This is a genomic window from Aminobacter aminovorans, assembly GCF_900445235.1.
GTDB classification, from domain to species: Bacteria; Pseudomonadota; Alphaproteobacteria; order Rhizobiales; family Rhizobiaceae; genus Aminobacter; species Aminobacter aminovorans.
Genome location: NZ_UFSM01000001.1, coordinates 604,516 through 631,499, shown reverse-complemented (window position 1 = coordinate 631,499; position 26,984 = coordinate 604,516). Strand labels below are relative to the sequence as shown.

Below are 26,984 nucleotides of genomic sequence, written 5' to 3'. Positions count from 1 at the left end.
TCAGCCAGCAATTTGTCGCGTGGACGATTGGGGGCTTGAAGTGACGACGTTCAGAAATTTTCTTGTTGCCGGCACGGCACTTGCGGTCATCGGCAGCGGGCAGGCGTTGGCGCAGCAGCCCGCTAGGGCGCAGCCTGTTACCGCCGCCGCTTCGCCGAAAAAACCCGCCACTGTTACCCTGCTCGACAGGATCGTCATTTCGGCCACCATGCTGAACGAGGCGGTGATCGATGCGCTGGCGCCCGTCAGCACCATCGACGGCGAGCAACTTTCGCGGACGCAGGCCGCGACGGTCGCCGACATCTTCCGCACGACGCCTGGCGTGGCCGCTTCGATGAACGGTGACGATCCGGCGACGTCGATCAACATTCGCGGCCTGGAACAGTATGGCCGCGTCGTGGTGACGCTCGACGGAGCGCGCCAGGATTACTGGCGCGTCGGCCATGGCTCGGGCTCGTTCTATGTCGAGCCCGAGTTGCTCAAGGAAGCGACTGTCATCCGTGGCCCGGTGTCGAATGCCTATGGCTCAGGCGGCATTGGTGGCGTGGTCTCGTTCCAGACCAAGGACGCCGGCGACTTCCTGAATTCCGATGAGCGCTGGGCGCTGAGCGAAAAGCTGGGCTACGAATCCAGCGGTCGCGGCTTCACCACCAGCACGACCGGTGCCTATCGCTTCAGCGACGACGCCGACGTGATCGGCAACCTGATCTACCGCAGTCGCGACGCCTACGAGGATGGCAATGGCGCTGTCGTGCCGTGGACCGGCGAGAACGTGCTGAGCGGCTATCTGAAGACGACATTACGGCCGGCCGATGGCCACGAACTTAAGCTCGGCGCCATCCTGCAGAACTACGAGGATTTTGTCACCGGCTCGTCAGGTTCGCCGTCGCCGACGCTAAGCCGTTACGACGCCGAGACCACTAACCAGACCTACACCGCCGGCTACACCTACCTGCCGGACGACAATCCCTATGTCGATCTTAGCGTCAATTTCTACCACAACCGCACCCGTGCCGAGCAGACGCAGGTCTGGCCGAAGGCGCAGATCGGCAACTTCCGCTATTAGGACGTTGCGACGACGGGCGTGAACGCCAAGAACTCGTCACGTTTCGACGCCTGGGGGCTACAGCACACGCTGACCTATGGCGCCGACTACTACTATCTGACCGGCGATTCCGAAGCTGCCCATTTCGGCTCCGGAACGCAGCGTGGTTATGGCGGCTTCCTGCAGTGGCAGGGCGATTACAGCGACTGGCTGCAGGTCATCACCGCCATTCGCTACGACGGATACCAGCTCGACGGTGAAACAAAAACGAAGCCGGTGCAGGAAGCTTCGCTGGATGGCAGTCGCTGGTCGCCGCGCGTCACCGTGGGCGTGACGCCGGTCGAAGGGCTGCAGCTCTACGGCACCTACTCGGAAGGCTATCGCGCGCCAGGGCTTCAGGACGTGTTTCGCGGCGGCGGCGCACATGGTTCGGGTGATAGCTATGTTCCCAACCTGCTGCTGCAGCCGGAAACGGCGCGCAGTTGGGAAGCCGGCGTCAACGTCAAATATGACGACGTAATGGTTGGCGGCGACATGCTGCGCGGAAAGCTGAATTTCTTCCACACCGATGTCGACGACTACATCGACGTCAACCTGACGGTGATGCCGCGCAAGGCAATCAATATCGGCGCGGCAAGACTGCGCGGCGTCGAGGCCGAGGCGATCTACGATTTCGGTTGGGGCTTCGTGAACGGCACTGCCTCGCTGACCGACGCCAAGATGCTGACCGGGGTCTATGCCGGGCAGACGCTGAACAACACGCCGCTCGAGCGCTTCTCGGCGACGTTCGGCGTGCGGGCGCTGGACGACAAGCTGACCATGGGCGTGCAACATCTCAGCGTCGGCGAGATCACCCGTACAAGCCGTACCAGTCCGACAATTCCCGGCATCGTCGACTCCGGCTTCAACATCACCAACCTGTTCGCCAACTACCAGGTCAACAAGAACCTTCGGCTCGATGCCGGCATCGAGAACCTGTTCAACGAGGCCTACACCGACCCGCAGAGTTCGTGGTCGACGTCGGCTGCGACCAAGCAGGGCAAGGGCCAGACCTTCAAGATCAGCCTGACCGGCCGTATTGGCGGCTAATTCCTTCGCGCAATCGGAACTGAACTGACATGACCGACCTTCAATCTCGCGCCGAACTGCAGCTGCAGCTTTCGCCCGACCAACTGCACAAGATCCGCGACCGGATGGAGAGCTTCGACGCGCGATCGAGCGACGAGGGTGAGGCGGTCAATTTCCGCTTCGTCTTCGGCGAAGCCTCGCTCGTAATGCCCGAGGGCGCGCTGATCATGCGGGCGAGGTCGCCGCATCCGGATGGCCTGGCCCGGCTCAAGGACCTGATGGCGACGGCGGTGGAGTTCTACGCAAAGGAGAGCCAGCCGCGCATCGTGTGGCAGGGCGACCTTGCCGGCCGGGGCGAGCTGGAGCAGTTCCGCGAGGCGACGGTCGTCGACGCGATGGATCTTACGCCGCATATGAAGCGTGTCAGGCTCAAGGCCCGAAACCTCGAACGCTTTGCGTCGTTCGGCGGCCTGCACGTCCGCATGCTGTTTCCCACCGCCACTGTCCCCGATCCGGTCTGGCCGGTGCGTGGCGACAACGGCCTGGTGTCGTGGCCGGACGAAACGCGGCGGCCGACGACGCGCGTCTACACCATCCGCAGGCTCGACGTGGCCGGTGGGCATTTCGATGTCGATTTCCTCATTCACGAGGGCGAGAATGTCGGCTCGAACTGGGCTTCGCATGCCAGGCCAGGCGACAAGGTCGGCATCATGGGGCCGCTCGGGCGGCCGATCAGGCCGGCCGACTGGTATGTCATGGGCGCCGACGAAACCGGGTTGCCGGCGATAGGGCGCATTATCGAAAGCCTGCCCGTGACGACCAGGGGCGTTGCCTTCATCGAGGTCGCGGATGGAGGCGAACGCCAGGTGATCGAGCACGGCACCGGCATCGAGCTGCATTGGCTCTACCGCAACGGCGTGCCGGGCGGCGAGAGCAAGGTTCTCGCCGACGCGGTCATGTCGGTTGCCTGGCCCAAGTTGGGAACGAGCTTCGGCTGGTTTGCAGCGGAAGCCGAAGCGGCAAAACGCGTCCGCGACCACTGGCGGAGCGACCTGGCGCTGGGCCGCGACCAGACGATCGCCTCGGCCTACTGGACGCAAGGCGATGCTGGGACGATGGCGGGCTGACGACCACTATTCCATGTGAAAGCGCATTGCGCTGACGTGGCCGTCCGCCTGCCGGTCGACGGTCCAGTGCATGTGATAGCGCCCGGTTGGCAAGCGATAGCGGCGCCGACCGTTGCCGCCGCCGTCGATCAATTCGAGCGGCGCCGGGCCGAGGTCGGATTCGCTCTCGACGATGACCTGTTCGAACCAGTGGTTGCTCCATAACTGCCAGGCCTCTTCGGTGAAGGCGTCGCGTGGCGCATTGCGTGCGGCGATTGCCCTGATCAGGTTGTCATCTGCCTTGGTGCGCTCCGGTGCACTGTCGGCGATCGGCTCGTATGGCGCCACCGTAGGATCGACCATGCCGGCAATCTCCTGCGCGATGCGCGCGACCTGGGCGTTGTCGATATTGGCGAGCACCGCGACCGAGAGCTTCTGTGTGGGGAAGCGTGCGAGTTCGGCACGGAAGCCGTACCAGGTACCGCCATGCCGGATCTTGCGGTGGCCGCGTACTTCGGAATTCTCCCAGCCGAGCGCATAGCCATTGATCGCCGGGCGGCCATCGCGCATCAGCGCCGGTTCGAACATCTGCGCGACGATATCGGAGCGGAACACCTGCGGCCGGTCCAGTTCGATGAACCAGCGCGCTATATCGCGTGGCGAGAAAAACAGCCCGCCATCGCCGGTGCGCAGCAGCGTAGGCGCGGTCCAGCACCGGTTGCGCAGCGCGTCGCCGTCGCGGCTGTAGCCTTGCGCGCGGTTCGGCACGATATCGGACCAGCTGGCGTCGCGGGCGCTGGCCATGCCTGCCGGTCCAAAGAGCTGCTCGCGCAGCAGCGTATAGTAAGGCTTGCCGCTGACGCGGGCGACGATAAGCGATGCCAGGATGTAGCTGGTGTTGGAGTAGCGGTAGCTTTCTCCCGGGGCGAAGGCCAATGGCGACAGGCTGGCCAGTGCTAGCAGCTGCGCGTCGCTGTGATCCTGCCAGAGGTTCAGCGGCACGACGTCGTTTTCGATCGGCGCCGGCGCAAAGGCGTCGCCGAAATTGCCGAGGCCGCTCATCATCGTCAGCAGCTGGCGGATTGTCATCGCCGCCCAGCTCTCGGGGCCCTCGGTCAGATAGCGCCTGACCGGCTCGTCGAGGCCGAGATGGCCCTGCTGCACGAGAAGCAGCACGGCGGCGGCGGTGAACATCTTACCCGTCGAACCCGAATGGAAGATGCTGTCCGGTGTCGCCGGCACATTGTGCTCGACATCGGCAAGACCGTAGCCGCCGAGATGCAGAATCTCTCCGTCACGGACGATGGCCACGCCAAGGCCGGGAATCCCGTTACGCTCCATCTCCTGGTTCAGATGGCTTTCCAGCGTGGTCGCGAGGTCGGTGGCGGAGGCTTCCATGCTTTCCATTGCGGTATCTTTCATGCTGCGGCGGCGGCAAACGTGCGGCACGGTTGCGCCGCATGATGGTCCGATGCCGTCTTTTGGTTCAGGTTACGTCTGGCCGTCAGTCGGCGGGCTTGATATCGACGAGCGAATAGGGCCCCCGGAACGTCTCGGGTGCGGCAAGTCTCGTCTTGTTGAAGACCATCGTCTGGGCTGGTTCGTGCACCGGTACACCGACGAAATTGGCGAGCAGATGGCCGTGGAAGTTCCGGAAGTTGACGACGCGTTCGTCCCAGGACTTCGAGCCATACATGGCGAGTTCGCGCAGCTCCTCCGACTTCGGGTCGTTCCACATCGACAGGTTCCAGGAATCCAGGCGCTTGGCGCTGAAGAACCAGTCGAGGATGTCGGCGTTGGTCCAGGAATATGGCGCAAGCACCAGCTCGCGCTCGGGCTTGAGGAACTGGTTGCGGTAGGTGCCGGCGTCGAACACGGTGATCTCGGCTTTCATGCCGACGGCCTTGAGCTGTGCCTGGATGATCTCAGCCGTGCGCTTGTATTCGGTGTCGGCCCGGGTCCAGAGCTTCATCGTGAGCGGCTTGCCGTCCTTGGCGCGAATGCCATCGCCATCGCCATCGCGTAGCCAGCCAGCCTCGTCGAGCAGGCTGGCCGCCTTGGCCGGGTCATGCCTGATCTGCAGTGCCGGATCGACATGTGCCTCGCCCAGTGCGGCGACCAGGAACTGGTGCGCCTCCTTGCCGACCCCGCCATAGACGCTCTTCAGGATCGAGGCCTGGTCGATGGCAAGTGCTGTCGCCTGGCGCACGCGGATGTCGGTGAAGGGGGCTGCCTGGGTGTTGATGGTAACGAGGGTCACGCCATAGCCGGGAAGCTCCCTCAGATCGATGTCTGCCTCGCCCTTCAGCTGCGGCAGGAAGTCGGTCGGCATGTCGAGCAGCATGTCGACGCCGCCGGTCTTGAGTTCGAGGAAGGCGGTCGAAGCGTCGGGGATTTCGCGCGCCGTCAGGCGCTTGATGTACGGCGCGCCCTTGTTTTCCGTCAGCGCGCTGCCCCAGTTGTAGTCCTCATTGGCGACGAGCACGGTTTCCTGGCCGACTACGAAGCTCTCAAGCTTGTAGGGGCCGGTGCCGATGGCCTCGGTCACGCCGTAGTCCTGGCCTCCCGCCTCATAGGCCTTCGGGCTCGGGACTCCCATATTCGTCATGGCGAGGTTGAAGATCAGGTTCGGCTCGGGACGCTTCAGGACGAAGCGCACCGTGTGGTCGGCGACGACCTCGACGCGCTCGATGGCATCGACCATGAATTCGTTTTCGGTGCCTTTGAACTTGGGAATCCACCAGGCGATGGTCTGGGCGTTGAACGGCTCGCCGTCGGTGAAGGTGACGTCCTTGCGCAGCTCGAAGGTCCAGCTCATGCCGTCGGGGCTGACCTGCCAGGAGCTGGCGAGATGCGGATGATAGGACTGGTCGACAGCCTGCTCGACGAGACGGTCGTAGATCAGTCCGGCGGCCGTGTTGAGGGCGACGGCGCGGATCGGATCATAGCTGGCGGCGCCCGACTCCTGACGCCCGATCACGATCACCGCCTCGGTTTCCGCCAATGCGTTCGCGGGCGAAAACAGCCCGACAGCGATGGCAAGCGAAATGACGGATGCAGAAAATAGGAACCTGCGACGGTTCATGAACCCCTCCCAAGGTTGCATTGTGGGTCGTGCGGCGGTGTCGGTGCTACGTTTTGCGGCCGGCGTGGCCAAAGAAATCGCCATAGAGACCGGACAGCCGGTCGAGCCGTTCCTCGACCTCCGGCCCGAGCTCGCCGATGATGCCATTGACCATCAGGTGGACGAGCGTCAGCATTGGTCCATTGGTGTCCCAGAACAGGTTGATTTCCGAAGGCACCGCAAAGACCTCGTTGGTGCAGTCATGCGCCCAGTCGCAGAACAGGTCGGTGACGAGTGTCACCGGCATGCCGACGTCGCGGGACCTTCTCGCCAGGAGCGCTGCCTGGCGGGAATAGCGCCGCGCGTCGAACATGACGAGTGCCGAGCTTTTGGGGTCGGCGAGCAGCACCTCGGAAAAACTGCCCGAGGAATGATCGACGAGATGCACCCCATCCCTGACATATTGCAGCAGGTGCGCCATGGTCGCGGCGATGCCGCGCTCGCTCTGGAAGCCGGCGATGTAGACGTGTCTCGCCGTCGTCAGGCGCTTGACCACATGGGCCCATTGCGGTGTTCGCACCAGCTCGTAGACGCGAACGGTGGCGGCGAGTTCGAGCTCGAGGCTCTTTGCCAGGTCGCCGCCACCTTCGCGGGTGTTCGCTTGGAACTCGCGCAGCCGGTCGCCGATCAGCCATGGGCTGTCGGAGACATCGACCTTGAGGTCGGCCTTGAGATCCTTGAAGTGCTGGTAACCGATCGAGCGGCAGAAACGCCCGACTGTCAGTTCGCTGACGCCGACCTTATCGGCGACGGCCATCGCGGTTTCGAACGGCAGTTCGCTGAGATTGGCCAGCATGTAGGTGGCGATGGCCCGGCTCGCCCCGGCGCCGTTCTGAAGGCTGTCGGTCAAACGCTGGCGTACTGTTCCGCTCATCTGTTCTCCTCCTGCAAATCAGACTGTCAGTTTTCTGAAATTGAATCAAGAGTGTTATTTTTCTGACAAGTTGGTGGAAGAGAGACGTAGGCGACACCTTGTCCTCGGTGATGCCGGTGATGCCGGTGATGCGCTGGGGATGGCGAAAGATGAGCGCGCGGATAGGGCCGGCGTGCCCGAGGCAACTGCTGACGTCGTCGAGCGGGTGGAAACGACGGTCAGTACCGGCTTGTCTCGCGGGAACTGCCTAGCGGCAATTGCGCTTCCTGACCAAGTCGATGGCGACCTGTTGCTGGCGCAGCACATCGATCCTGGCCGTCTGCCGCTCCTGGATGGCAGTGACGGCCTTGGTGCCGCCCGGTGCCCAGGCGGGGACGTTCCACTGGCCGACAGTGCCGCGGCTGATGGCGGTGCGCGAAATGCCGGCAGCCGTCGTGCCCATGGCGACATCGAGTTCGGCGCAGGCCATGGCGTCGTATTTCAGGGGATCGACCGGGCCCGGCCCGGATGCGCAGCCTGCCGTCGCAGCCAGGGCGACGAACAATGCGGTCCCCGCTGAAGCAAGAGCAATTGCCTTCATCGCACCAGACTAACAAGCCTGGCTCGCAATTGGAACCGCGCGGCGTTCACAGGGTGAGCGGGACGCCTGTGCCGGGCTCGGCCTGTCAGGTCTGGCAGTTGCGGGCGTTGACCGGCAGCGTCAGCGCCTCACCTTCGTCGCGACGCAGGATGAAGCTGTCGAAATTGGCGATGGTGGCGCAGGAGTGGTTGGGGAAGACCCTGATACGGCTGCCGAGCGGCAAGGTTCTGCCCGCCGCCGGCACGAAGCCGTGCTCCTCCGACATACGTTCGAGCGTCCACACGCCGGCGTCGCTGCCACCTTCGGCGCCGATGACGATGCCGAAACCGTTGCCGCCCATGCCATGGGCGCCTCGGTCGGAACTCATGGTCTTGGAGCCGGCGTCGATGATGAAATGTGTGTCGTTGGAGGCAACGACACGGGCAACGACAGACAGCGCCAGATCGTCGGCACCGCAGATGCCGAGGCGGAGCGCGGTTCCGTCGAGGAAGACGTAGTTGCCGGGCCGTATGCAGTCGACCGACTGCAGCGGCGCGCCGCGGCAGGTCGGCGTTGCCCCGACCGACAGGCAAGGTACGGGCATGCCCAGGCCCTTGAGCGTGGCGGCGAGGCCGGCAAGTGCCGTGGCCTCGTTGCGGGCGACCGCTGCAAGGTTGTCCGGATCGGTGGCGGCATAGGAATGGCCGGCATGCGACAGCAGGCCGGCGAAGTGCAGGCCGGGTGCTGTGGCGATCTTCCGGCAAACGGCAATCGCCGCGGGATCGTTCGGCTTGAGGCCGACGCGGCCGAGGCCGACATCGACCTTGAGGAAGACGCCGATGTCGACGCCGTGGCGCACGGCGGCGGTCGAGAGCGCGTCAACGCCTGTTTCGCTCGCGGCAATCGTGCGCAGTTCGGTGCCGTTCGCCTTCACTGCCGGCAGCAGGCGATCGAGCGAGCCGGCATTGACGATCGGATAGGCAACGATGATCGAGGGGATGCCGGCCTCGACGAAAACCAGTGCCTCGCTCGGCTTGGAGGCGGTGATGCCACGGGCGCCCAGCGCCAGCTGTCGCTTCGCCAGATCGATGCTCTTGTGCGTCTTGACGTGCGGGAACATGACGAGGCCGGCCGCGTCGGCACGGTTCTGCATCGCCTGCATGTTGCGGGTCAGGCGCGTCTCGTCGACCTCGACATAGGGCGTCGGGCGCTCTGCTGCTGCCGGGCGCCGCAGGCCGTCGATCTTCAGCTGCGCCTGGGGTACGGCAATGTCGTGGGCTGTGCTGGCGGACGCGGGGGCGGCCGCCAACGACATGTTCGAAGGGGTCATTTTGGGAATGCTCTGATTTGAAACGAGGAACTCTTGATAGGGCAGTCGTCAGCCCGCCGCCACCTGTCGCACATAATGGGTGGATGAGATCTGGTGCATCGGCAGCTCGACGGGCACGAAGTCGGGCGCCCGCATGGCGCTCGGAATTTCGTCTGACATCGGCACCCGTCCTTCCGGCCGGCGCGTCGGATCGGCGATGGGCACCGTCGACAGCAGCTTGCGCGTATAGGGATGCTGCGGATTGCCAAATACCGAGCGGCGGTCGCCGATCTCGACGATCTCGCCGAGATACATCACCGCGACACGGTGGGCGATGCGCTCGACCACGGCCATATCGTGGCTGATGAACAGGAGCGCGATCTGCATGTCGCGCTGCAGGTCCATCAAGAGATTGATGACTTGCGCCTGGATGGTGACGTCGAGCGAGGCGACGGCCTCGTCGGCAACGATCAGGCGCGGGTTGAGAGCAAGGGCGCGGGCTATGCAGATGCGTTGGCGCTGGCCGCCGGAAAAGGCGTGCGGGTAACGTTCGAGCAGCTCAGGCGCGAGGTCGACCTTGGCCATCAGCTCGGCAGCCCGGGCCCGCATACTCTCCAAGGAGCCGAGCTTGTGCACCCGCATCGGGTCGATCAGCGACTGCTCGATGGTCATGCGCGGGTTGAGCGACGAAAACGGGTCCTGGAAGACCATTTGGGCCTGGCGTCGAAACTTCGCCACCACTTGCCGCGGCGCGCCGAGCAACTCGACGCCATCGAAACGGATCGAGCCGGAGCGCGGCTTGTCGAGTTGCATGATCGAGCGCGCGACGGTCGACTTGCCGCAGCCCGATTCGCCGACCAGCGCCAGCGTCTCGCCGGGGAAGATGTCGAAAGAGACGTTTTCGACGGCATGGACGCGACCGGAGACATGGCCGAAAAGGCCTGCCTTGAGGTCGAAGCGGGTGACCAGGTTGCGGACTTCGACCAGTGGCCGGCCAATTTCCTTCATCGGGGAGGATGCGTTCATTTGCTTGCCTCGGCGAGCTGGCGCTCGGGCTCGAACACCAGCAGCGGGAATTTTTCGGGCGCGTCCTTGTCGGCCATGCTGCCGAGGCGCGGCACCGCCGAGATCAACGCTCGGGTGTAGGCGTGCCTGGGCTTGGCGAAGACGTCGTAGACGGTTCCCGTCTCGACGATCTCGCCCTTCAGCATGACGCAGACCCGGTCAGCGACTTCGGCGACGACGCCCATGTCGTGGGTGATGAACAGCACCGACATGCCGATCTCCTGCTGCAGTGCGCGTACAAGATCGAGGATTTGCGCCTGGATGGTCACGTCGAGTGCCGTCGTCGGCTCGTCGAGGATCATCAGCGACGGCCGGCAGGCGAGCGCGATGGCGATCATGACGCGCTGGCGCATGCCGCCGGAGAGCTGGTGCGGATATTGGTCGAGGCGGCGCTCGGCATCGGGTACGCGCACCAGCTTGAGCGTGTTGAGCGCGATCTGGCGCGCCTGCTCCGGTGTCTTGCCCTGATGGTGGACGACGGCCTCGGCGATCTGGTCGCCGACGGTGAAGACGGGGTTCAGGCTCGACATCGGATCCTGGAAGACGATCGAAATTTCGGCGCCCCTGAGGGCCTCGACGCGCTTTTCGGAGAGCTTGGCCAGGTCGGCGACCTTGCCGTCCTTGAGGCGCATCAGCACCCGTCCGCCCGTGATGGCGGCACCGTCATACTCGGTCAGCCGCATGATGGTCATTGCGGTCACCGACTTGCCCGAACCGGACTCGCCGACCAGCGCCACCGTCTCGCCGCGCGAAATGGTGAAGGAGATGCCGCGCACCGCGCGGAAGCTAGCGCGGGAGCGGACGGCGAAGGAGACCTCGAGGTCCTCGACCGCGAGGATGACATCCTCGGGCAGTTCTGGCGTGGAGGACTTGGCAGGGATCATCGGCACATGGACCCGGTTTCAGCGACGAGACGTCGTGTCGGGGCATCGAACGCAACGGTGCCGTGTTCTGTCAATAGGGCGGGCAGGGGATGACGACACCCCCCAGGGCGGTCAGACGCGGACAGGGCCGCGTTGCGCCGGCGCAAAAGTCAGGGAAATCAACGCTTCCCGATTGAGGCGGCCAAAACTATGCGTGCCGCGCATTGCATCGCCTGTCTTCGCATATCGTGCCCGGAGAACAATTCGGGGCATGTCGATGGGTCAGGCGGCGTCGAGGGCAGCTTCAAATGCACTTTTGTACTGGGGCAGTTCGGCACATTCCTTGAGGTGCTGCCACAGTGCATCACTGTCGTGGCTGCCGGCGCCGGCCCGCCTGAAGATCCTGATCTCCATCTCCAGCGACATCTGCTGGCCGCCGATCTGCACGAGCTGGCCTTGCCTCATCGCCTCGGCGACGCAGATCTGCGGCAGCCAGGCGACGCCGCGGCCGGCGACCGCCATGTGCTTCAGGCCGTCGGCAAGTGCTGACTGGTAGACGGTGCTGAGGTTGAGCGGCCGACGCCAGCGCGACTGGATCAGCGTCGCCAGCTTGCCGATGTAGCCGTCGCTCCAGGAATAGGCGAGGTAAGGAATCTCGGTGCTTTCAGGCACGTCGAGGTCGAACAGCGCCCTGCCGTTGTCGTCGGTTCCGGACACCAGAATGAGCCGATCCTTGCCGATTAGCAGGGTTTCGAAGGGGCCACCCTCCAGAACCGGCGGGCCGTCGGGGTGGACATAGGTGATGCAGAAGTCGCACTGTCCCGAGCACAGATGGTCGACGCTTTCGAGGAAATCGGCCGCATGCATGCTGGTGCGCAGGGGCATGCGCGAGATCAGCGGCGAACTGATCCATTTCGGAAAGAAATACATCGCCAGCGTGTGCAGCGAGGTGAAGGTCAGCATCGCCGAGCTTTCGCCGGCGACATTGCGGCAATCGGTGCGCAGCCTGTAGGCCTCGCGCACCAGCCGCTGGCACCCGGGCAGGAACATGTTGCCCGCCCGGGTCAGCTGGACCGGATAGGTGCTGCGGTCGATAAGGTCGGCGCCGATCCAGTTCTCCAGCGATTTGATGCGTCGGCTGAAGGCCGGCTGCGAAATATTTCGCGCGGTGGCCGCCGTCGAGAAATTGCGTGTCGCGGCGATTTCCAGGAAATCTTCAAGCCATTGCAGTTCCATGCTGGCCCTCATGCGTGTTTTGCATAGTCCATCCTATCTACACATTGGACAGACCGGCAAGCGCTCTTCTAGCCTTTCCGTAACGAGAAGAAGAAAACTTCCTCCGCCATCAGAAGGGAACGATGATGAAACTAGCCTTAGCGTTGGCTATGGGCATGGGGCTTGCCGTCACGGCTGCACCGGCCGTGGCCGAGACAAAGAACCCCGGCACATTCGTCTTCATGTGGACCGACGACATCCAGTCGTTCGATCCCGCCTACATCGCCAACACGCCGAGCTCCTATGGCGCGCTGAACATCTACAGCCGCCTGCTGAACTTCAACGGCTCGAAGATCTCGGAGTTCGTACCGTCGCTGTCGACGGAAGTGCCGTCGTTGGAGAACGGCCTGATCAAGCAGGGCGATGACGGCTCGGTGAGCTACACCTTCCCGATCCGCAAAGGCGTCTTCGCCCACAAGGTCGGCGTCAAGGGCGCCGACGGCAAGATCACCTGGGAGTATTACGACAAGCTGACCGACGCCCAGAAGGCTGCAATCGAGCCGGGCTATGGCCAGATCACACCCGACGACGTGCGCTATTCACTGCTGCGCGCCATCCTGCAGGGACAGTCGTGGATGTCGAACGCGATCACCGAGGTGATCACCGCCGGCAAGTACACCGACATCGCCAAGTGGGTGGAGACGGAAGGCAAGGTCAAGTCGTTCGCCGAGGCCAGCCCCGAGACGCTGCGCAAGGTCTATGACCAGCTCTCGGAGCAGATCGTGGTCGACGGCGACAACGTCACGCTCAAGCTGCCGAAGTCGTTCCCGGCGACGCTCGGCGTCATCGCGCTGCCCTTCGGCACGTCGATCCTCGACAAGGAATGGGTCGCCTCGGTCGGCGGCTGGGACGGTTCGGGCGACAACTGGAAGGCGCATTACCGCCCGGAGCTCGGCGCCAATCCTCTGTTCGCCGAGGAAAACGGCACCGGTCCGTTCATGCTCGAGGAATGGGATCGCACCGACCGCCGCATCACGCTGAAGCGCTTCGACAACTATTTCCAGGGTCCGGCCAAGCTCGAGCGCGTGGTCATGCGCACCGTGCCGGAATGGACGACGCGGCGCCTGCAGCTGTTGTCGGGCGATGCCGATTTCGTCGCGGCGCCCGTCGAGTTCATCGACGAGCTCAGCAAGACCGAAGGCGTCAAGGTCATTGACGGCCTGCAGAAAGTGTTCTCGCGCGGCATCTTCTTTGCCTGGCCGCTCGACGACAACGACAACCCCGCCATCGGCAGCGGCAAGCTGGACGGTGCCGGCATTCCGCCAGACTTCTTCGCCGACATCGATGTCCGCAAGGGCTTCAATTACGCCCAGAACTACGACGCGCTGATCAACCAGGTGCTGCTCGGCAAGACGGTTCAGTCGCGTGGTCCGACCGTGCGCGGCATCATGGGCTACCGCCCGGATTCGCCCATCTACAGCTACGATCCGGCCAAGGCCGAGGAGCACTTCAAGAAGGCTTTCGACGGCAAGCTGTGGGATGTCGGCTTCACCTTCACGGCCTATGTGACCGAGGGCAACCCACAACTGACGGCAGCTCTGTCGGCACTGCAGATGGGCCTGTCGCGCATCAACCCGAAATTCAAGATGCAGATCCAGGCGCTGCCCTGGGCTTCCGTCTCGGACAAGCTCAACAACCGCGAAAAGCCGGCAGCGCCTCTGACGGTGATGGGCTGGGGTCCCGACTACTCCGATCCGGGCGGCCCGCTCGGTGCGGCATCCTACTATCTCTCGCCCACCGGCCTCGTCGGCGGCATGGTCGGCCAGGGCTACCGCGACCTGATGGCGGAGAAGTTCAAGCCGCTGCTCGATGAGGCCTGGGCCTCGAACGACCCGGCCGTGCGTGAGCCGATCTACGCCAAGCTGCAGGACATGTCCTACGAGTACGCCACCACGCAGTTCCTGTGGGAGGACTTCGGCTACGTCGTCACCCGCAGCAACATCGACGGCTATGTCGACAACATGATCCTCTACGGCGCCTGGGACTTCTACCCGGTGACCAAGGCCAACGACTGATTGGCTGACAATACGCCGGGCGATCCACTTCGCCCGGCGTATTGCTTGTTTTCCCCGAAACCGGAATCCGTGCACCCGTGCTGACTTACGCTCTCAGACGACTGATGATGCTGCCCATCGTCCTGTTCGCGCTGTCGTTGATGATCTTTGCGCTGCAGATGTCGCTATCGCCGACGCAGCGCCTGGCGGCTTATGCGCCGTCGCCCGACTACCTCAAGGGTGGCCAGGAAAGCATCCGCCGAATGATCGAGCAGTACGGGCTGAACGATCCCTTCTACATCCAGTATGGCCGCTGGATCGGCGGTGTGCTGACCGGCAACCTCGGTTGGTCGGAAACGGCCCGCCAGCCGGTGTCGACGGCGTTGATGTCGCTCTTTCCGGCAACGCTGGAACTGGTGGTGCTGGCGTTCATTCCGTGCCTGCTGCTCGCGGTTTTCCTGGGTTCCCGCGCGGGCATCCACCTCAACCGCTGGCCCGACCACGTCATCCGCATCTTCACCATCCTGGGCTGGTCGTTTCCGGTCTATGTCTTTGGCCTGCTGATGCTACTGGTGTTCTACTCGGCGCTCGACTGGTTCCCGCCCGGCCGCCTCAGCCAATGGGCACAGACGACCGTCAGCTCCGGCGATTTCGTCCGCTACACCGGCGCCAACACCGTCGATGCGATCCTGAACGGCAACTGGGCGATCTTCGTCGATTCGCTGCGCCACCTCGCAGCCCCTGTCATCACGCTGACCTATGTCAACGTCGCCAGCATGACGCGGGTGATGCGCACCTCAATGCTCGAGACGCTGCGCCAGGACTATGTCCGCACCGCCCGTGCCAAGGGCCTGCCGCGCCGCGTGGTCGAGTTGAAGCACGCCCGGCGTAACGCGCTGCTGCCGGTGGCGACGATTGCCGGCATGGAGCTTGCCGTGATGATGGGCGGTGTCGTCATCACCGAGACCATCTTCGACTATGCCGGGCTCGGCCAGTTCGCCGCCAAGACCGCGGCCAATCTCGACTTCCCGGCAGTTCTCGGCTTCGGCCTCTATTTCGCGGTCGTGCTGGTGCTGATGAACCTGCTCGTCGACCTGATCTATCCGCTGCTCGATCCGAGGGTGAAGACGCAATGAAAGTTCTTCGCTACCTCGCGCGCAACCCGGTTTCGCTGATCGGCGTCCTGATCCTCCTCGCCTTCGTGCTGATCGCGATCTTCGCACCGCTTCTGGCGCCGCCGCAGAGCTTCCAGCTGTCGCCCTACGACACACCGCGTGCAGGCTTTCTGGCAACGCCGATGCCGCCGTCCAGAGATGCGATCTTCGGCACCACTCAGGGCCAGTACGACATCTTTTACGGCGTCGTCTGGGGCACCCGCACCGCCTTCAAGATCGGCCTCGGCGTCGTTGCGATCTCGGTGCTCGTCGGCACGGCCATCGGTGCGGTTGCCGCCTATTATGGCGGTCTGGTCGAGGACGTCCTGATGCGCATCGTCGACGTGTTCATGGCGGTGCCGTTCCTGATCGCCGCGATGGTGCTGACGGCGCTGCTGGGCAAGGGCATCTGGCCGATCACCATTGCGCTGACGACATTCGGCTGGATGAGCTACGCCCGCATCGTGCGCAGCGAGATCCTGAGGATACGCGAGATGGACTACATCCATGCGGCACGCGCCTACGGCGCAAGCGACCTCCGGCTGATCGTGCTGCACATCCTGCCCAATGCGATGTTCCCGGTGCTCGTGCTGGCGACGATGGCCACCGGTTCGATGGTGCTGTCGGCGTCAGCGCTCAGCTTCCTCGGCGTCGGCACCGAAGAGGGTTACGCCGACTGGGGCCAGTTCATCGCCTATTCGCGCAACTGGATCGTCGGCCAGCCCGGCAACCCGTTCCAGTTCTGGTACACGCTGGCTTTCCCCGGTGCTGCGGTCTTCCTGTTCGTGCTGTCGTGGAACCTCGTCGGCGACGCGCTGCGCGACATGCTCGACCCACGCCATTCCCATTGAGACTTCCCATCTTTTCAGCTCAAGGAGCGTTTGCCATGCCTTCCCTGTCCGCCGCATCGATAGAGCTGTTCGAGGACCTGATCCGCTACGAGGTCGAGGACAAGGCGATCCCGTCGATCTCCTATGCGCTCGTCGACCGCGACGGCGTGCTGGCCGAGGGTCACATCCAGCGCACCGACCGCCATTTCGACATGCGCGAAGACACCTGCTTCCGCATCGGTTCGATCACCAAGACCTTCACCTCGCTGGCGATGATGCAACTGGTGGAGAAGGGTCTCGTCGACATCGATGTCGACGTCTCGACCTACCTGCCCGGCTTCCATCCGATCAACCCGTTCGCCGGCGCCGAAGCTGGTCCGCATGGTTCGGTCATCAGCCTGCGCAAGCTGATGACGCACACCTCCGGTCTGGTGCGCGAGCCGAAGAGTGGCCACTATCTCGACGCCACCCGGCCGCCGCTCGAGGACACGGTCAACGAGCTCGCCAGCTCGACGCTGAAGCAGGATCCGAGCATCGGCATCATGCACTACTCCAATGCCGGCATCGCCGTCGTCGGACGGGTCATCGAGGTGGTGACCGGCCAGAGCTATTCCGACTACGTCGCTGAAAACATCATGAAGCCGCTCGGCATGAACCAGTCGTCCTGTGGCATGGCGCCGGGTATCCGCGAACGCCTCGCGCCCGCCGACATGTGGACCCTGGACGGCGACACGCCGGCTCCGGTGTTCAGCCTCGGCGGCTCGCCTGCGGGCAACATCTTCTCCACGACCGGCGACATGGCGCGTTACGTCCAGTGCCTGTTGCGCGGCGGCTTCAATGCCGAGGGCACGTCGATCATCTCGCCGGCCTCGCTGCGCGAGATGTGGACGCCGTTCGGCAAGCGCCCCGACAGCCTGGACAAGTCGATGGCCGGATATGGCCTGTGTTATGGTGCCGGCGAGGTCGACGGCTGGGAGTCGGTCGGCCATGGCGGCGCGGTCTATGGTTATGCCTCGCACATGCTGATCCTGCCCGGCGCAGGCATCGGCGTGCTGATATTTGCGACGCTCGACTTCGCCAACCAGATCGCCTCGCGCCTCGGCGTCGACGGCCTGCGCATCGCACTTGCCGAGCGCAAGATGGGCACGCCGCTGCAGCGCATGCAGCGTCCGCCCGTCATCGCCGACGAGCAGTTCAACTCGTTGCCCGGCTATTACAGCGACGATGCCACGCAGGAGGTCGTCGAGGTCAAGGCGAAGGCCGGCAAGCTCTATCTGATGGGCGACGGCGTGCCGCTGCAGATCCGGCCAGTATCAGGCAAGGACTTCGTCATCGACGGCCGCATTTATGGCCGCGGCGCGGGCTATGCGCATATGAACCTGTCCTTTCCCGAGCCGGGCAAGCTGGTCTGGAAGGATGCCAGCTGGACGCGTATCGAGGCGCCCACCGACGAGACGGTACCGTATGAGATCGAGCCGCATCTGGGCGAGTACGGCCCGGACTTCAACATCACCTATCTCAGCTACAGCCATGGCGGGCTGAAATGCCTGATCGAGTATTTCTGTACCCACAGCTGCGAGCCGGTTGGCGAGGGGCGCTTCCGCATGCATGGCAAGCTCTATGAGGATGAGATCCTGGAGCTCGACGCTGTCGACGACAACGGCAGGCGTGGCATCCGTGTCGGGCCGATGTTCCTCGAACGGCGGCCCTTGTCACGGGCGGAGGCGGCCTGAGCAGGAGCATGACCGCACCCTTCAAGATGGAATCGCCTATTGGCGCCCGCATGGTAATCGGCGGGCGCGAGGTCGATTATTACTGCGGCACATCCTACTTCTGCCTGCACGGCCACCCCGAGGTGATCGAGGCGGCCTGCACTGCTACCAGGCAGTATGGCATGGGTCCGGGCACGCTGGCGCATATGCAGGTCTATGCCGACCTGCAGGATCGACTGCGCCAGTGGTTCGGCACCGAGGAGGTCGTCTACATGATCTCGGGCTACACCAGCCCGATGGTGCTGCTGCAGGGACTGCGCGAGGATTTCGACGTGATCTTCATCGACGCGGCGACCCACTACAGCACCCGCGACGCGATCCCGACGCTGGGCAAGCCGGTCCATGAGTTCCGCCATGGCGACGCCGGTGACCTTGCCGAGCAACTGACGCGGCATGTCGGGGCAGGGCTGCGGCCGGCGGTGCTGACCGACGGGGTGTTCCCGTCCTCCGGCCGTCTGGCGCCGCTCAACGATTTCAGGCAGGCGATGGCGCCCTATGACGGCGCGTTGCTGTGCATCGACGATTCCCACGGCGTCGGCGTGCTCGGCGAGAGCGGGCGTGGCTCGCTGCAGCATGCCGGGCTGGAGGGTGCGGGCAACTTTCTCGCCGGCACGATGAGCAAGGCTTTCGGGGCGCTTGGCGGCGTCGTCCCCGGCGACGCGGCCTTGGCCGAGAAGATCACCCGCAACGCCATGATCATGCGCGGCGCCTCACCCGCGCCACCCGGGCTGGCTGCCGCCGCCGCCGCTTCGTTGCGCATCCTGCAGACGACGGACAGGCGTGCCAGGCTGGCACGCAATGTCAGCCACATGCGCAACGGGCTGCGCGGCCTGGGCTTCGAGGTCGCCGACACGCCGGTGCCGATCGTCACCATCAAGGGCGTTACCGACCTCGAGCTTCTGCGCGACCGTCTTGCCGAACGCGACATCATCGTCAGGGTTCAGCAGCCGGGCGGCTATTCCGACGCGTCGGATGTGCCGAGCATGCGGCTGGCCGTATTTTCCGAGCATTCTCCCGACCAGATCGACCGGCTGCTGCGGTCGATGACCGAGCTTCTCTAGAACCAAGGATTACGATCATGAAGGTGTTCATCAGCGCCGATATCGAAGGCACCGCCGGCATCACTGTCTGGGACGAAGCCCGCAAAGGGCATGCCGCCTATGACGAGTTCCGCGAATACATGACCGACGAGCTGGTGGCGGCCTGCGAAGGCGCCAAGGCCGCCGGCGCGAAGGAAGTGCTGGTCAAGGATGCGCACTCGACCGGGCGCAACCTGATCCTGTCCAAGCTGCCGGCCTATGTCACCATCGTCAGGGACTGGAGCGGACATCCCGACATGATGATGTTCGGTATCGACGACAGCTTTTCGGCCGCCCTCTATACCGGCTACCACAACAAGGCCGGCACCGACACCAACCCGCTGGCGCATACGCTGACAGGCACCGTGTCGCGGCTTTTGATCAATGGCGAGGTGGCGTCCGAATACACGCTCAATGCGCTGTGCGCTGCGCGCTACGGCGTGCCGTCGGCGTTTCTCGCGGGCGATGCCGGCATGTGCGCCGAGGCCAAGCTGCTGGTGCCGCGCATCGGCACCGTTGCAACCAGCGAGGGGTTCGGCCCGGCGACCCGGTCACTGACGCCGAAAGCTTCAGTCGCTGCGATCCGGGCCGGCGTTGAGGAGGCGTTGTCGCGCGACCTCAAATCATGCCTGCCGAAACTCGCCGACAGCTTCGAACTGGTGGTTGAATATACCACCCCGATCGAGGCCCATCGCGGCAGCTGGTACCCCGGGGTCGAGCATCCGGCGCCGCGCACGCTGCGCTTCCGTGCCAAGGACTTCTTCGAAATCCAGCGGGCCATACGCTTCATCGTGTAGGGTGCCGAGCACCGTTAGGTAGATCGAAAAAACCCCGGCAAATTGCCGGGTTTTTTTGTCATCCGCCTCAGGATGCGGCAGATTATGATGTGCGTTGCACAACATTTGGAGTTGCACCTTAGCTGCCACGAAAATAGGCTCAATTGTCCCTCCGTGCGCCCGCAGGTGCCAGGGCGTCAAACAACAGAGGCTTTCCATGACACGACTTCACACCCTTCTCGCGGCTGGCGTTGCCGGCCTCGCGACGACCCTCGTCGCCGCGCCGGCGCTGGCACAGGGCAAGACACTGACCATCTCCTGGTGGGGCTTCAACGGCGACAAGCTCGACGAGTACATCGTCAAGCCGTTTAAGGAGAAGTGCGGCTGTGAGATCGTGTTCGAGACCGGCAACAATGCCGACCGTCTCAACAAGATCAAGATCCGCAACGGCGAGGGCGTCGATGTCGCCTACTTCACCGACGCCTATTCGCAGATCGGCATCAAAGAAGGCGTGTTCCAGCCGATCGACAAGTCGAAGGTTCCGAACCTCGAAGGCCTCTACGATCTCGCCAAGGCACCGCAGGGCGAATTCGGCCCGGCCTACACCATCGGCCGCGTCGGCGTGATCTACGATACCGCCAAGGTCAAGGCGCCGATCACTTCGTGGAACGACCTCTGGAAGGAAGACTTCAAGGCATCGCTGTCGCTGCCGGGCATCACCACCACTGCCGGCCCGATGGCGGTGATGATCGCCGGCACCCATGCCGGCGTCGATCCTTTCACCGACACCGATGGTGCCTTCAAGGCGATCGAGGCGCTGAAGCCCAACGTCGTCAAGAACTATAACACCGGCTCCGAGCTGGTGAACCTGTTCTCGACCGGCGAGATTTCGGCTTCAGTTGCCCAGGACTTCACGCTCGCCCAGATCCAGGCCGCTGTCCCGACCGCCGCATGGGCCAACCTGTCGGACGGCGCGATCGCCACGCTGAACACCATCAACATTCCAAAGGGCGCCGCCAACGTCGAACTCGCCCACGAGTTCATCAACTTCGTGCTGTCGAAGGAAGTGCAGCAGAAGACCGCCGAGAACGGCGTCGACGCGCCTGTCGTCAAGGCCGTCGAGTTGACGCCGGAGCAGGCCAAGCTGTGGACCTATGGCGCCGACATGATCGCCTCGCTGAAGCAGGTCGACTATGAGAAGCTCAATTCGGCCAAGACCGACTGGGTCGACCGCTGGAATGAAGTGTTCGGCATGTAATTGCCATAAGGGCGGGGAGGCACCGGCTTTCCCGCCCGCCATTGTGTGCCGGGGGCCACGCCCGAGGCCTTTTCTTGCCGCTGTCACAGCCCTTGCGGCATTCTGCGCCTTTCGTGGCCGCCCGATGAAGGGTAGCACGCCGCAACAAGATGTCCCGGACGCCGTCTGTCCGTGGAAACTGGAAGAGATTTCATGCTGAAACGCTTTGCCGGATGGTGGCTCGCAGGGCCGGCTACGCTGGCCGTATTGGTGTTCCTGGTGCTGCCGGTGGCGGCGACCATCGCCACGACCTTCGGCGAGGACGGCGGCATCTTCGCCCCCTACATCGCCTTCTTCAACAGCGGCTTCCGCCGCACCGTGCTGTGGCGCACCATCGAGATTTCGCTGGCGACCACCGCCATCTCGCTCGTCGTCGGTTTCCTCACCGCCTATGTCTTGTCGAAGTCGCCGGGCAAGCTGAAAAGCCTTTTGATCATCGCAGCCGTCTTCCCGCTGCTGACCGGTGTCGTCGTCCGCTCCTTCGCCTGGCTGATCATCCTCGGCAAGAATGGCATTCTGAACAATTTCCTGGTCGGCATCGGCGCGATCAGCGAGCCGCTGTCGATGCTTTACACCCAAGGCTCGGTCATCGTCGCGATGGTCTATCTGTTTGTGCCGCTGATGATCCTGACCCTTGTCGGCGTGCTCGAGAATATTCCCGACGACGTCGTCCAGGCCTCGTCGTCGCTCGGCGCCACGCCGGCCGCGACCTTCCGGCAGGTCATCCTGCCGCTTGCCGTGCCCGGTCTCATCGTTGGCGCCGTTCTCGTCTTCACCGGTTCTTTCACCGCCTATGCCACACCCCAGCTTCTCGGCGGCGAGCGCCAGATGGTGATGGGCACGCTGATGTACCAGCGCGCTATGGTGTCGTTCGACTGGGTCGGCGCTTCCACAATCGCAGCAATTATGGTGGTGATCACGGTCGCAGTCGTTCTTGCCATGAGCCGCGTCGCGCGGCGCCTCAACCCGATGGCGACATGATGACCAGCCGTATCAATCCCCTGCTGATCCTGTTCACCGTCCTGGTCTACATCTTCCTGATGGGGCCGCTGATCATCGTGCTTGGCGCCTCGGTCAGCGACACCACCTACCTGACCTTCCCGCCGCAGGGCCTGACGCTGCGCTGGTTCGAGAACATCTTCGAGATCAGCGCCTTCCGGCGCACCATCATCACCAGCCTGGAGCTCGCCTTCCTCGCCACCGGGCTGGCGCTGCTGGTCGGCATCCCGGCTGCCTATGCGCTCAATCGGTACCGCATCAAGCTGCCGTCCTGGCTGTCGACTGTCTTCGTACTGCCGATCCTGGTGCCGGAGATCGTGCTCGGCTTCTCGCTGCTGAAATCGGTGGCGGTAGGCATGGAGACGCCGATCTTCCTGACCCTGCTCGTCGGCCACATGCTCCTGGTGCTGCCCTATTGCGTGCGTGTCGTCTCGGCGAGCCTCGCCTCGTTCGACTTCTCGATCGAGGAAGCCGCCGTCAGCCTCGGCAGCCCGCCGGTGAAGACCTTCTTCACCATCGTTTTGCCCAATGTCCGCTCGGGTGTGATCGCAGCCTTCATCCTCGCCTTCATCACCTCGATCAACGACGTGTCGACGTCGCTGTTCCTCACCGGTCCTGGCATTTCGACGCTGCCGATCCAGATCCTCGCCCATGTCGAGCAGTTCTTCGATCCGACGATCGCGTCGGTGTCGGTGCTGCTGATGCTGCTGACCGTGGCAGTCATGGCCATCGTCGAGCGCACGCTCGGCCTCACCTTCCTTGCGAAGTAGACCCATATGACCCAGGCACTCACTGTCCAGAATCTCACCGCCCACTACGGCACCACCAAGGTGCTGGAGGATCTGTCGCTGTCGGTCGGCAAAGGCGAGCTCGTCTCGCTGCTCGGCGCCTCGGGCTGCGGCAAGACGACGACGCTACGCCTCATCGCCGGCTTCCTCGAGCCGACCTCCGGCTCGATCCGCCTTGGCGACAAGGACCTGACCCGGCTGCCGGCCTACAAGCGTGACATCGGCCTGGTGTTCCAGAACTACGCCCTGTTCCCGCATCTCTCGGTGCTCGACAATGTCGGCTTCGGCCTCAAGCAGCGCGGCGTGGCCTCTGCTGATCGCGACAAGCGCGCCAGGGCGATGCTCGAACGCGTCGGTCTGTCGCAGCTCGCCGACCGCCTGCCGGGTGCGCTTTCCGGCGGGCAGAAGCAGCGCGTCGCACTCGCCCGCGCACTCGTCATCGAGCCGCCGCTTTTGATGTTCGACGAGCCGCTGTCCAACCTCGATGCCAAGCTGCGTGTCGACATGCGCGTCGAGATCCGCCAGCTGCAGCGCGCCAACGGCACCACCTCGGTCTACGTCACCCATGACCAGGAAGAGGCGTTCTCGATCTCCGACCGCGTCGCCATCATGAATGCCGGCCGCATCATGCAGTTCGATACGCCGGAGACGCTGTACCAGCGTCCGGCCAATGCCTTCGTCGCCCGCTTCGTCGGTTTCGAGAACCTGGTGCCGATGAAGGTTTCGGCACGCGACGGCGCGACCGTGACGGCCGTGACCGATGACGGCTCGTCGCTCAAGCTGTCGCAGGATCGCTTCGGCGCAATCCCCGATGCGTTCGTGCTTGCTGCACGTGCAGACGGTCTTGCCGTGTCGACCGACGCCACGGCCGAAGGCATTCCGGCGACGCTCGGCCTCAGGACCTATCTCGGTCGTGCCTACCAGTACCAGGCTGACACCGCCGCCGGCCAGTTGATCGCCAACGGCTCGCTGTCGGCGCCGCTGGAGCCGGGCGCGCAGGCCAAGCTGGTGCCTGTGCCTGATCAGTGCTGCGTGCTGAAGCCGGAATGAACCGAGGACTGTAGATGTCCATCCTCATCGCCAACGCCACCGTTCTCCCTTGCACGGCGGACATGCCGGTCATCGACAAGGGCTGGGTCCATGTCGAGGGCGAGATCGTCAAGGCCGTCGGCGCGGGCGAGGCACCTGAAGTCGCCGGCGCCGAGGTAGTCGATGCCGGCGGCGACCTCGTCATGCCCGGTATGGTCAACCCGCATTGCCACATGGCGATGACGCTGTTCCGCGGCCTCGGCGAGGACGTCGACGACCGGCTCTACCGCTACATCCTGCCCTTGGAACGCAAGTTCGTGCGGCCGGAGGCGGTGCGTGCCGGAACTGCTCTTGCCGCGCTCGAGCTGATCGAGGGCGGCGTCACGTCGGTCGCCGACATGTATTACTTCGAGACCGAGGTCGCCCAAGTCGTTGCCCAGGCCGGCATTCGCGGTGTGCTCGGCCAGACCATAGCCGATTTCGATCCGCCGGATCACAAGTCGGTCGATGAAGGTTTCGCGCTGGCCGAGGCACTTGTCGCCGAATTCTCCTGCCATAGCAGGGTCATCCCGTCGATTGCGCCGCATGCGCCTTATTCGACAGGCATGGCAACGATGGAGCGCATCGCCCGCTGGGCGGACGACCATCTCGACGTGCCCGTCCAGATGCATCTCGCCGAGAGCGATGCCGAGATGGAGTGGGCGCAACAAACCCACGGCATGCGCCCGGTCGAGGTCGTCGAGAAGGCGGGGCTTCTGCGCAAGGGGTTGATCTGCGCCCACTGCCTGCATGTCGACGAGACAGACATCGAGCGCATGGCCCATGCCGAGGTCTGCGTCGCGCACAACGCCCGCTCCAACGGCAAGGCCGGTCGCGGCATTGCGCCCGTCGAGGCGATGCGGAAAGCCGGCATTCCTGTCGGCATCTCGACAGATGGCGCAATGAGCGGCAACACGCTCGACCTGTTCTCGCAGTTCGCGCCGGTGTCGATGTTCCAGAAGCTGCTCGGCCACAGCCGCAAGCCGATGGCCTCGGTCGATGTCGTGCGCATGGCGACCCGCGACGGCGCCAAGGTGCTGGGGCTCGACGCCAGGGTCGGCTCGCTCGAGCCAGGCAAGCAGGCCGACCTCATCCGCGTCAGCCTGGCCTCGCCGCGTCAGCAGCCGATCTACGACATTTATTCGACGCTCGTTTTCGCCACCATGCCGACCGACGTGCGTGACGTCATGGTGGGTGGCGACTGGCTGATGCGTGGCCGCGACGTGTTGAGCCTCGAACGCAAGAAGGTGCTGCGCGACGCATTGCAGGTGGCGCAGAGCTTCAAGGCCGAAATGGCCCGTATCGACGCCGCCGGCTAAATTGCGGACGAACGTCAGGGCAGTACAGGGAAGGACACAGTCATGAACAGATCAGAAGCCTCGGCACGCCTCCAGGAAGTGCTCGCCAATGTCGACGCCAACATCGACGGTAGCATGGCGCGTCTGTTCGACCTGATCCGGATTCCCTCCGTCTCGACCGATCCTGCGCATGCCGCCGACTGCAAGCGCGCCGCCGAATGGCTGACCAGGGAATTGGATGTGCTCGGCTTCGATGCTTCGGTGCGCCCGACTGCCAGACATCCCATGGTGGTTGGCCACGACCGCACTGGGCAGGGACCGCATGTGCTGTTCTACGGCCATTACGACGTTCAGCCGGTCGATCCGCGTGGTCTGTGGCACTCCGACCCATTCGAGCCGAGGCTCGTGCCGCAGCCCGATGGCGAGACCCACATCGTTGCCCGCGGCGCCTCCGACGACAAGGGCCAACTTTTGACCTTCGTCGAGGCGTGCCGTGCCTGGAAGGCCGTTACCGGCAGCCTGCCAATCCAGGTGTCGGTGCTGTTCGAGGGCGAGGAAGAAATCTCCAGCCCGAGCCTGCCGCCTTTCCTCGACACGACGGGCGCCGAGCTCAAGGCCGACGTCGTGCTGGTCTGCGACACTGACATGTGGGACGCCGAGACGCCTGCGGTGACCACCATGCTGCGCGGCGTGCTGAAGGAGGAGATCGTCATCTCCTGCTCCAACCGCGACCTGCATTCGGGCATCTATGGTAACGCCGCGCGCAATCCGCTGCAGGTGTTGTCCGACATCATCGCCAGCCTGCGCACATCAGACGGCGGGGTGGCTGTCGAAGGCTTCTATGACGGGGTCCGCGAACTGCCCGACGCCATCAAGGCGCAGTGGCAGCGCCTGCCGTTCGACGATAGGGGATTTCTGGGGGATATCGGCCTCTCGATTCCCGCCGGCGAAAACGGCCGCACCGTGCTCGAGCAGGTCTGGGCGCGCCCGAGCTGCGAGATCCACGGCATCATCGGCGGCTACACGGAAGAGGGTTTCAAGACCGTCATCCCGGCCAAGGCGCAGTCCAAGATCTCGTTCCGTCTCGTCGCCGGTCAGGATCCCCAGAAGATCCGCGACGCCTTCCGCGCCCATGTCCGTGCCCGCATCCCCGGCGATTGTTCGGTCGAGTTCATCGACCACGGCGCAAGTGCCGCGACCGTCATGCCGATCGATGGCGATTTTCTCACCAAAGCGCTCGGAGCGCTGACCGAGGAGTGGGAGCGCGAGGCGGCGATTGCCGGAAGTGGCGGCTCGATCCCGATCGTTTCTGCCTTCAAGGAAAAGCTCGGCATGGATTCGCTGCTGATCGGCTTCGCCCGCTTCGACAACCGTATCCACAGCCCGAACGAGAAATACGACCTGTCGAGCTTCCGGAAGGGTATCCGTTCCTGGGCGCGCATCCTGGCGGCGTTTGCCGAAGACAAGGGCTGAGCCCGACCAGCGTCATCTCGCAAGCCGGAGCAAAGCGGAGGCTATCCGGTACCCAACGACGGAGCGAGGCTGAGGTACTTGCCTCGATCTCCTGCAGGTTCGCCCGCAATGGGTTTCGCCAGCGTCTGATGGCTTTGCGGGCCCGCAGTCCAGGATGAGGGGCTGGCG

General features: G+C 64.0%; 23 protein-coding genes. 15 read left to right on the top strand and 8 right to left on the bottom strand.

The window, feature by feature from the left end; all coding sequences use genetic code 11:
• The first annotated feature begins 40 nt into the window (after positions 1-40).
• Genes DY201_RS29340 through DY201_RS03010 form a run of 3 tightly spaced genes read left to right on the top strand, consistent with a single transcriptional unit; the run spans position 41 to position 3,240 of the window.
• Positions 41-1,066, top strand: a complete 1,026-nt coding sequence (locus DY201_RS29340) for a TonB-dependent receptor plug domain-containing protein (RefSeq protein ID WP_245431879.1) — start codon at positions 41-43, stop codon at positions 1,064-1,066.
• Between the two features lie 18 nt (positions 1,067-1,084).
• Positions 1,085-2,134, top strand: coding sequence for a TonB-dependent receptor domain-containing protein (locus DY201_RS29335; protein WP_245431878.1), 1,050 nt, complete (start codon positions 1,085-1,087; stop codon positions 2,132-2,134).
• Positions 2,135-2,163: 29 nt separating this feature from the next.
• Positions 2,164-3,240: a siderophore-interacting protein gene (locus DY201_RS03010; RefSeq protein WP_115729920.1), complete on the top strand. Its 1,077-nt coding sequence runs from the start codon at positions 2,164-2,166 to the stop codon at positions 3,238-3,240.
• A 6-nt stretch (positions 3,241-3,246) separates the two neighbouring features.
• Here DY201_RS03010 and DY201_RS03005 read toward each other — a convergent pair whose 3' ends face one another.
• From DY201_RS03005 to DY201_RS02970, 8 genes are all read right to left on the bottom strand, one after another.
• The gene (locus DY201_RS03005; protein ID WP_245431877.1) at positions 3,247-4,626 is read right to left on the bottom strand and encodes a serine hydrolase domain-containing protein; all 1,380 of its coding nucleotides are present in this window, start codon (positions 4,624-4,626) and stop codon (positions 3,247-3,249) included.
• Between the two features lie 97 nt (positions 4,627-4,723).
• Positions 4,724-6,304, bottom strand: a complete 1,581-nt coding sequence (locus tag DY201_RS03000) for an ABC transporter substrate-binding protein (RefSeq protein ID WP_115729919.1) — start codon at positions 6,302-6,304, stop codon at positions 4,724-4,726.
• A gap of 46 nt (positions 6,305-6,350) precedes the next feature.
• Positions 6,351-7,217, bottom strand: a complete 867-nt coding sequence (locus DY201_RS02995; protein WP_115729918.1) for a MurR/RpiR family transcriptional regulator — start codon at positions 7,215-7,217, stop codon at positions 6,351-6,353.
• Between the two features lie 247 nt (positions 7,218-7,464).
• On the bottom strand, positions 7,465-7,761 hold the full coding sequence (locus tag DY201_RS02990) for a hypothetical protein (RefSeq protein WP_245431876.1): 297 nt from the start codon (positions 7,759-7,761) through the stop codon (positions 7,465-7,467).
• Between the two features lie 121 nt (positions 7,762-7,882).
• On the bottom strand, positions 7,883-9,106 hold the full coding sequence (locus DY201_RS02985; RefSeq protein ID WP_245431875.1) for an alanine racemase: 1,224 nt from the start codon (positions 9,104-9,106) through the stop codon (positions 7,883-7,885).
• A gap of 48 nt (positions 9,107-9,154) precedes the next feature.
• On the bottom strand, positions 9,155-10,111 hold the full coding sequence (locus DY201_RS02980; RefSeq protein WP_115729916.1) for an ABC transporter ATP-binding protein: 957 nt from the start codon (positions 10,109-10,111) through the stop codon (positions 9,155-9,157).
• Positions 10,108-11,034, bottom strand: coding sequence for an ABC transporter ATP-binding protein (locus DY201_RS02975; protein WP_115729915.1), 927 nt, complete (start codon positions 11,032-11,034; stop codon positions 10,108-10,110). Before DY201_RS02975 ends, DY201_RS02980 begins: the two co-directional genes overlap by 4 nt.
• Before the next feature lie 261 nt (positions 11,035-11,295).
• Entirely contained in the window at positions 11,296-12,249 is a 954-nt protein-coding gene (locus DY201_RS02970) for a LysR family transcriptional regulator (RefSeq protein WP_115733554.1), read from the bottom strand.
• A gap of 125 nt (positions 12,250-12,374) precedes the next feature.
• On the opposite strand from DY201_RS02970, the gene DY201_RS02965 reads away from it, so the two are divergent.
• From DY201_RS02965 to DY201_RS02910, 12 genes are all read left to right on the top strand, one after another.
• Positions 12,375-14,303: an ABC transporter substrate-binding protein gene (locus tag DY201_RS02965; RefSeq protein ID WP_115733553.1), complete on the top strand. Its 1,929-nt coding sequence runs from the start codon at positions 12,375-12,377 to the stop codon at positions 14,301-14,303.
• A gap of 104 nt (positions 14,304-14,407) precedes the next feature.
• Positions 14,408-15,418: an ABC transporter permease gene (locus DY201_RS02960; protein ID WP_245431874.1), complete on the top strand. Its 1,011-nt coding sequence runs from the start codon at positions 14,408-14,410 to the stop codon at positions 15,416-15,418.
• On the top strand, positions 15,415-16,287 hold the full coding sequence (locus DY201_RS02955; RefSeq protein WP_115729914.1) for an ABC transporter permease: 873 nt from the start codon (positions 15,415-15,417) through the stop codon (positions 16,285-16,287). Before DY201_RS02960 ends, DY201_RS02955 begins: the two co-directional genes overlap by 4 nt.
• A gap of 35 nt (positions 16,288-16,322) precedes the next feature.
• Positions 16,323-17,999, top strand: a complete 1,677-nt coding sequence (locus tag DY201_RS02950) for a serine hydrolase domain-containing protein (RefSeq protein ID WP_115729913.1) — start codon at positions 16,323-16,325, stop codon at positions 17,997-17,999.
• Positions 18,000-18,007: 8 nt separating this feature from the next.
• On the top strand, positions 18,008-19,099 hold the full coding sequence (locus tag DY201_RS02945) for an aminotransferase class I/II-fold pyridoxal phosphate-dependent enzyme (protein WP_115729912.1): 1,092 nt from the start codon (positions 18,008-18,010) through the stop codon (positions 19,097-19,099).
• A gap of 17 nt (positions 19,100-19,116) precedes the next feature.
• Positions 19,117-19,914 carry a M55 family metallopeptidase gene (locus DY201_RS02940; RefSeq protein WP_115729911.1) on the top strand — a complete coding sequence of 266 codons (798 nt, stop codon included), beginning with the start codon at positions 19,117-19,119 and terminating at the stop codon, positions 19,912-19,914.
• Between the two features lie 196 nt (positions 19,915-20,110).
• Positions 20,111-21,151: an ABC transporter substrate-binding protein gene (locus DY201_RS02935; RefSeq protein ID WP_115729910.1), complete on the top strand. Its 1,041-nt coding sequence runs from the start codon at positions 20,111-20,113 to the stop codon at positions 21,149-21,151.
• 195 nt (positions 21,152-21,346) lie between these two features.
• On the top strand, positions 21,347-22,171 hold the full coding sequence (locus DY201_RS02930; RefSeq protein WP_115733551.1) for an ABC transporter permease: 825 nt from the start codon (positions 21,347-21,349) through the stop codon (positions 22,169-22,171).
• Positions 22,168-22,959, top strand: a complete 792-nt coding sequence (locus DY201_RS02925) for an ABC transporter permease (protein WP_165916060.1) — start codon at positions 22,168-22,170, stop codon at positions 22,957-22,959. The genes DY201_RS02930 and DY201_RS02925 overlap by 4 nt, the downstream gene beginning before the upstream one ends.
• A 6-nt stretch (positions 22,960-22,965) precedes the next feature.
• Positions 22,966-24,027, top strand: coding sequence for an ABC transporter ATP-binding protein (locus DY201_RS02920; RefSeq protein WP_115729908.1), 1,062 nt, complete (start codon positions 22,966-22,968; stop codon positions 24,025-24,027).
• Positions 24,028-24,041: 14 nt separating this feature from the next.
• Entirely contained in the window at positions 24,042-25,364 is a 1,323-nt protein-coding gene (locus DY201_RS02915) for an amidohydrolase family protein (RefSeq protein WP_115729907.1), read from the top strand.
• 42 nt (positions 25,365-25,406) lie between these two features.
• The gene (locus DY201_RS02910) at positions 25,407-26,816 is read left to right on the top strand and encodes a M20/M25/M40 family metallo-hydrolase (protein ID WP_115729906.1); all 1,410 of its coding nucleotides are present in this window, start codon (positions 25,407-25,409) and stop codon (positions 26,814-26,816) included.
• The last annotated feature ends 168 nt before the right edge of the window (positions 26,817-26,984 follow it).

Bases quoted from the DNA above. Each gene is read 5' to 3' on its own strand.
- DY201_RS02970 (WP_115733554.1), bottom strand. From the start codon at position 12,249: ATGGAACTGCAATGGCTTGAAGATTTCCTGGAAATCGCCGCGACACGC.
- DY201_RS02935 (WP_115729910.1), top strand. From the start codon at position 20,111: ATGACACGACTTCACACCCTTCTCGCGGCTGGCGTTGCCGGCCTCGCG.
- DY201_RS03000 (WP_115729919.1), bottom strand. From the start codon at position 6,304: ATGAACCGTCGCAGGTTCCTATTTTCTGCATCCGTCATTTCGCTTGCC.
- DY201_RS02950 (WP_115729913.1), top strand. From the start codon at position 16,323: ATGCCTTCCCTGTCCGCCGCATCGATAGAGCTGTTCGAGGACCTGATC.
- DY201_RS02955 (WP_115729914.1), top strand. From the start codon at position 15,415: ATGAAAGTTCTTCGCTACCTCGCGCGCAACCCGGTTTCGCTGATCGGC.
- DY201_RS02925 (WP_165916060.1), top strand. From the start codon at position 22,168: ATGATGACCAGCCGTATCAATCCCCTGCTGATCCTGTTCACCGTCCTG.
- DY201_RS02910 (WP_115729906.1), top strand. From the start codon at position 25,407: ATGAACAGATCAGAAGCCTCGGCACGCCTCCAGGAAGTGCTCGCCAAT.
- DY201_RS02995 (WP_115729918.1), bottom strand. From the start codon at position 7,217: ATGAGCGGAACAGTACGCCAGCGTTTGACCGACAGCCTTCAGAACGGC.
- DY201_RS02980 (WP_115729916.1), bottom strand. From the start codon at position 10,111: ATGAACGCATCCTCCCCGATGAAGGAAATTGGCCGGCCACTGGTCGAA.
- DY201_RS03005 (WP_245431877.1), bottom strand. From the start codon at position 4,626: ATGGAAAGCATGGAAGCCTCCGCCACCGACCTCGCGACCACGCTGGAA.
- DY201_RS02985 (WP_245431875.1), bottom strand. From the start codon at position 9,106: ATGACCCCTTCGAACATGTCGTTGGCGGCCGCCCCCGCGTCCGCCAGC.
- DY201_RS02945 (WP_115729912.1), top strand. From the start codon at position 18,008: ATGACCGCACCCTTCAAGATGGAATCGCCTATTGGCGCCCGCATGGTA.
- DY201_RS02965 (WP_115733553.1), top strand. From the start codon at position 12,375: ATGAAACTAGCCTTAGCGTTGGCTATGGGCATGGGGCTTGCCGTCACG.
- DY201_RS02915 (WP_115729907.1), top strand. From the start codon at position 24,042: ATGTCCATCCTCATCGCCAACGCCACCGTTCTCCCTTGCACGGCGGAC.
- DY201_RS02940 (WP_115729911.1), top strand. From the start codon at position 19,117: ATGAAGGTGTTCATCAGCGCCGATATCGAAGGCACCGCCGGCATCACT.
- DY201_RS02960 (WP_245431874.1), top strand. From the start codon at position 14,408: ATGATGCTGCCCATCGTCCTGTTCGCGCTGTCGTTGATGATCTTTGCG.
- DY201_RS02975 (WP_115729915.1), bottom strand. From the start codon at position 11,034: ATGATCCCTGCCAAGTCCTCCACGCCAGAACTGCCCGAGGATGTCATC.
- DY201_RS02920 (WP_115729908.1), top strand. From the start codon at position 22,966: ATGACCCAGGCACTCACTGTCCAGAATCTCACCGCCCACTACGGCACC.
- DY201_RS03010 (WP_115729920.1), top strand. From the start codon at position 2,164: ATGACCGACCTTCAATCTCGCGCCGAACTGCAGCTGCAGCTTTCGCCC.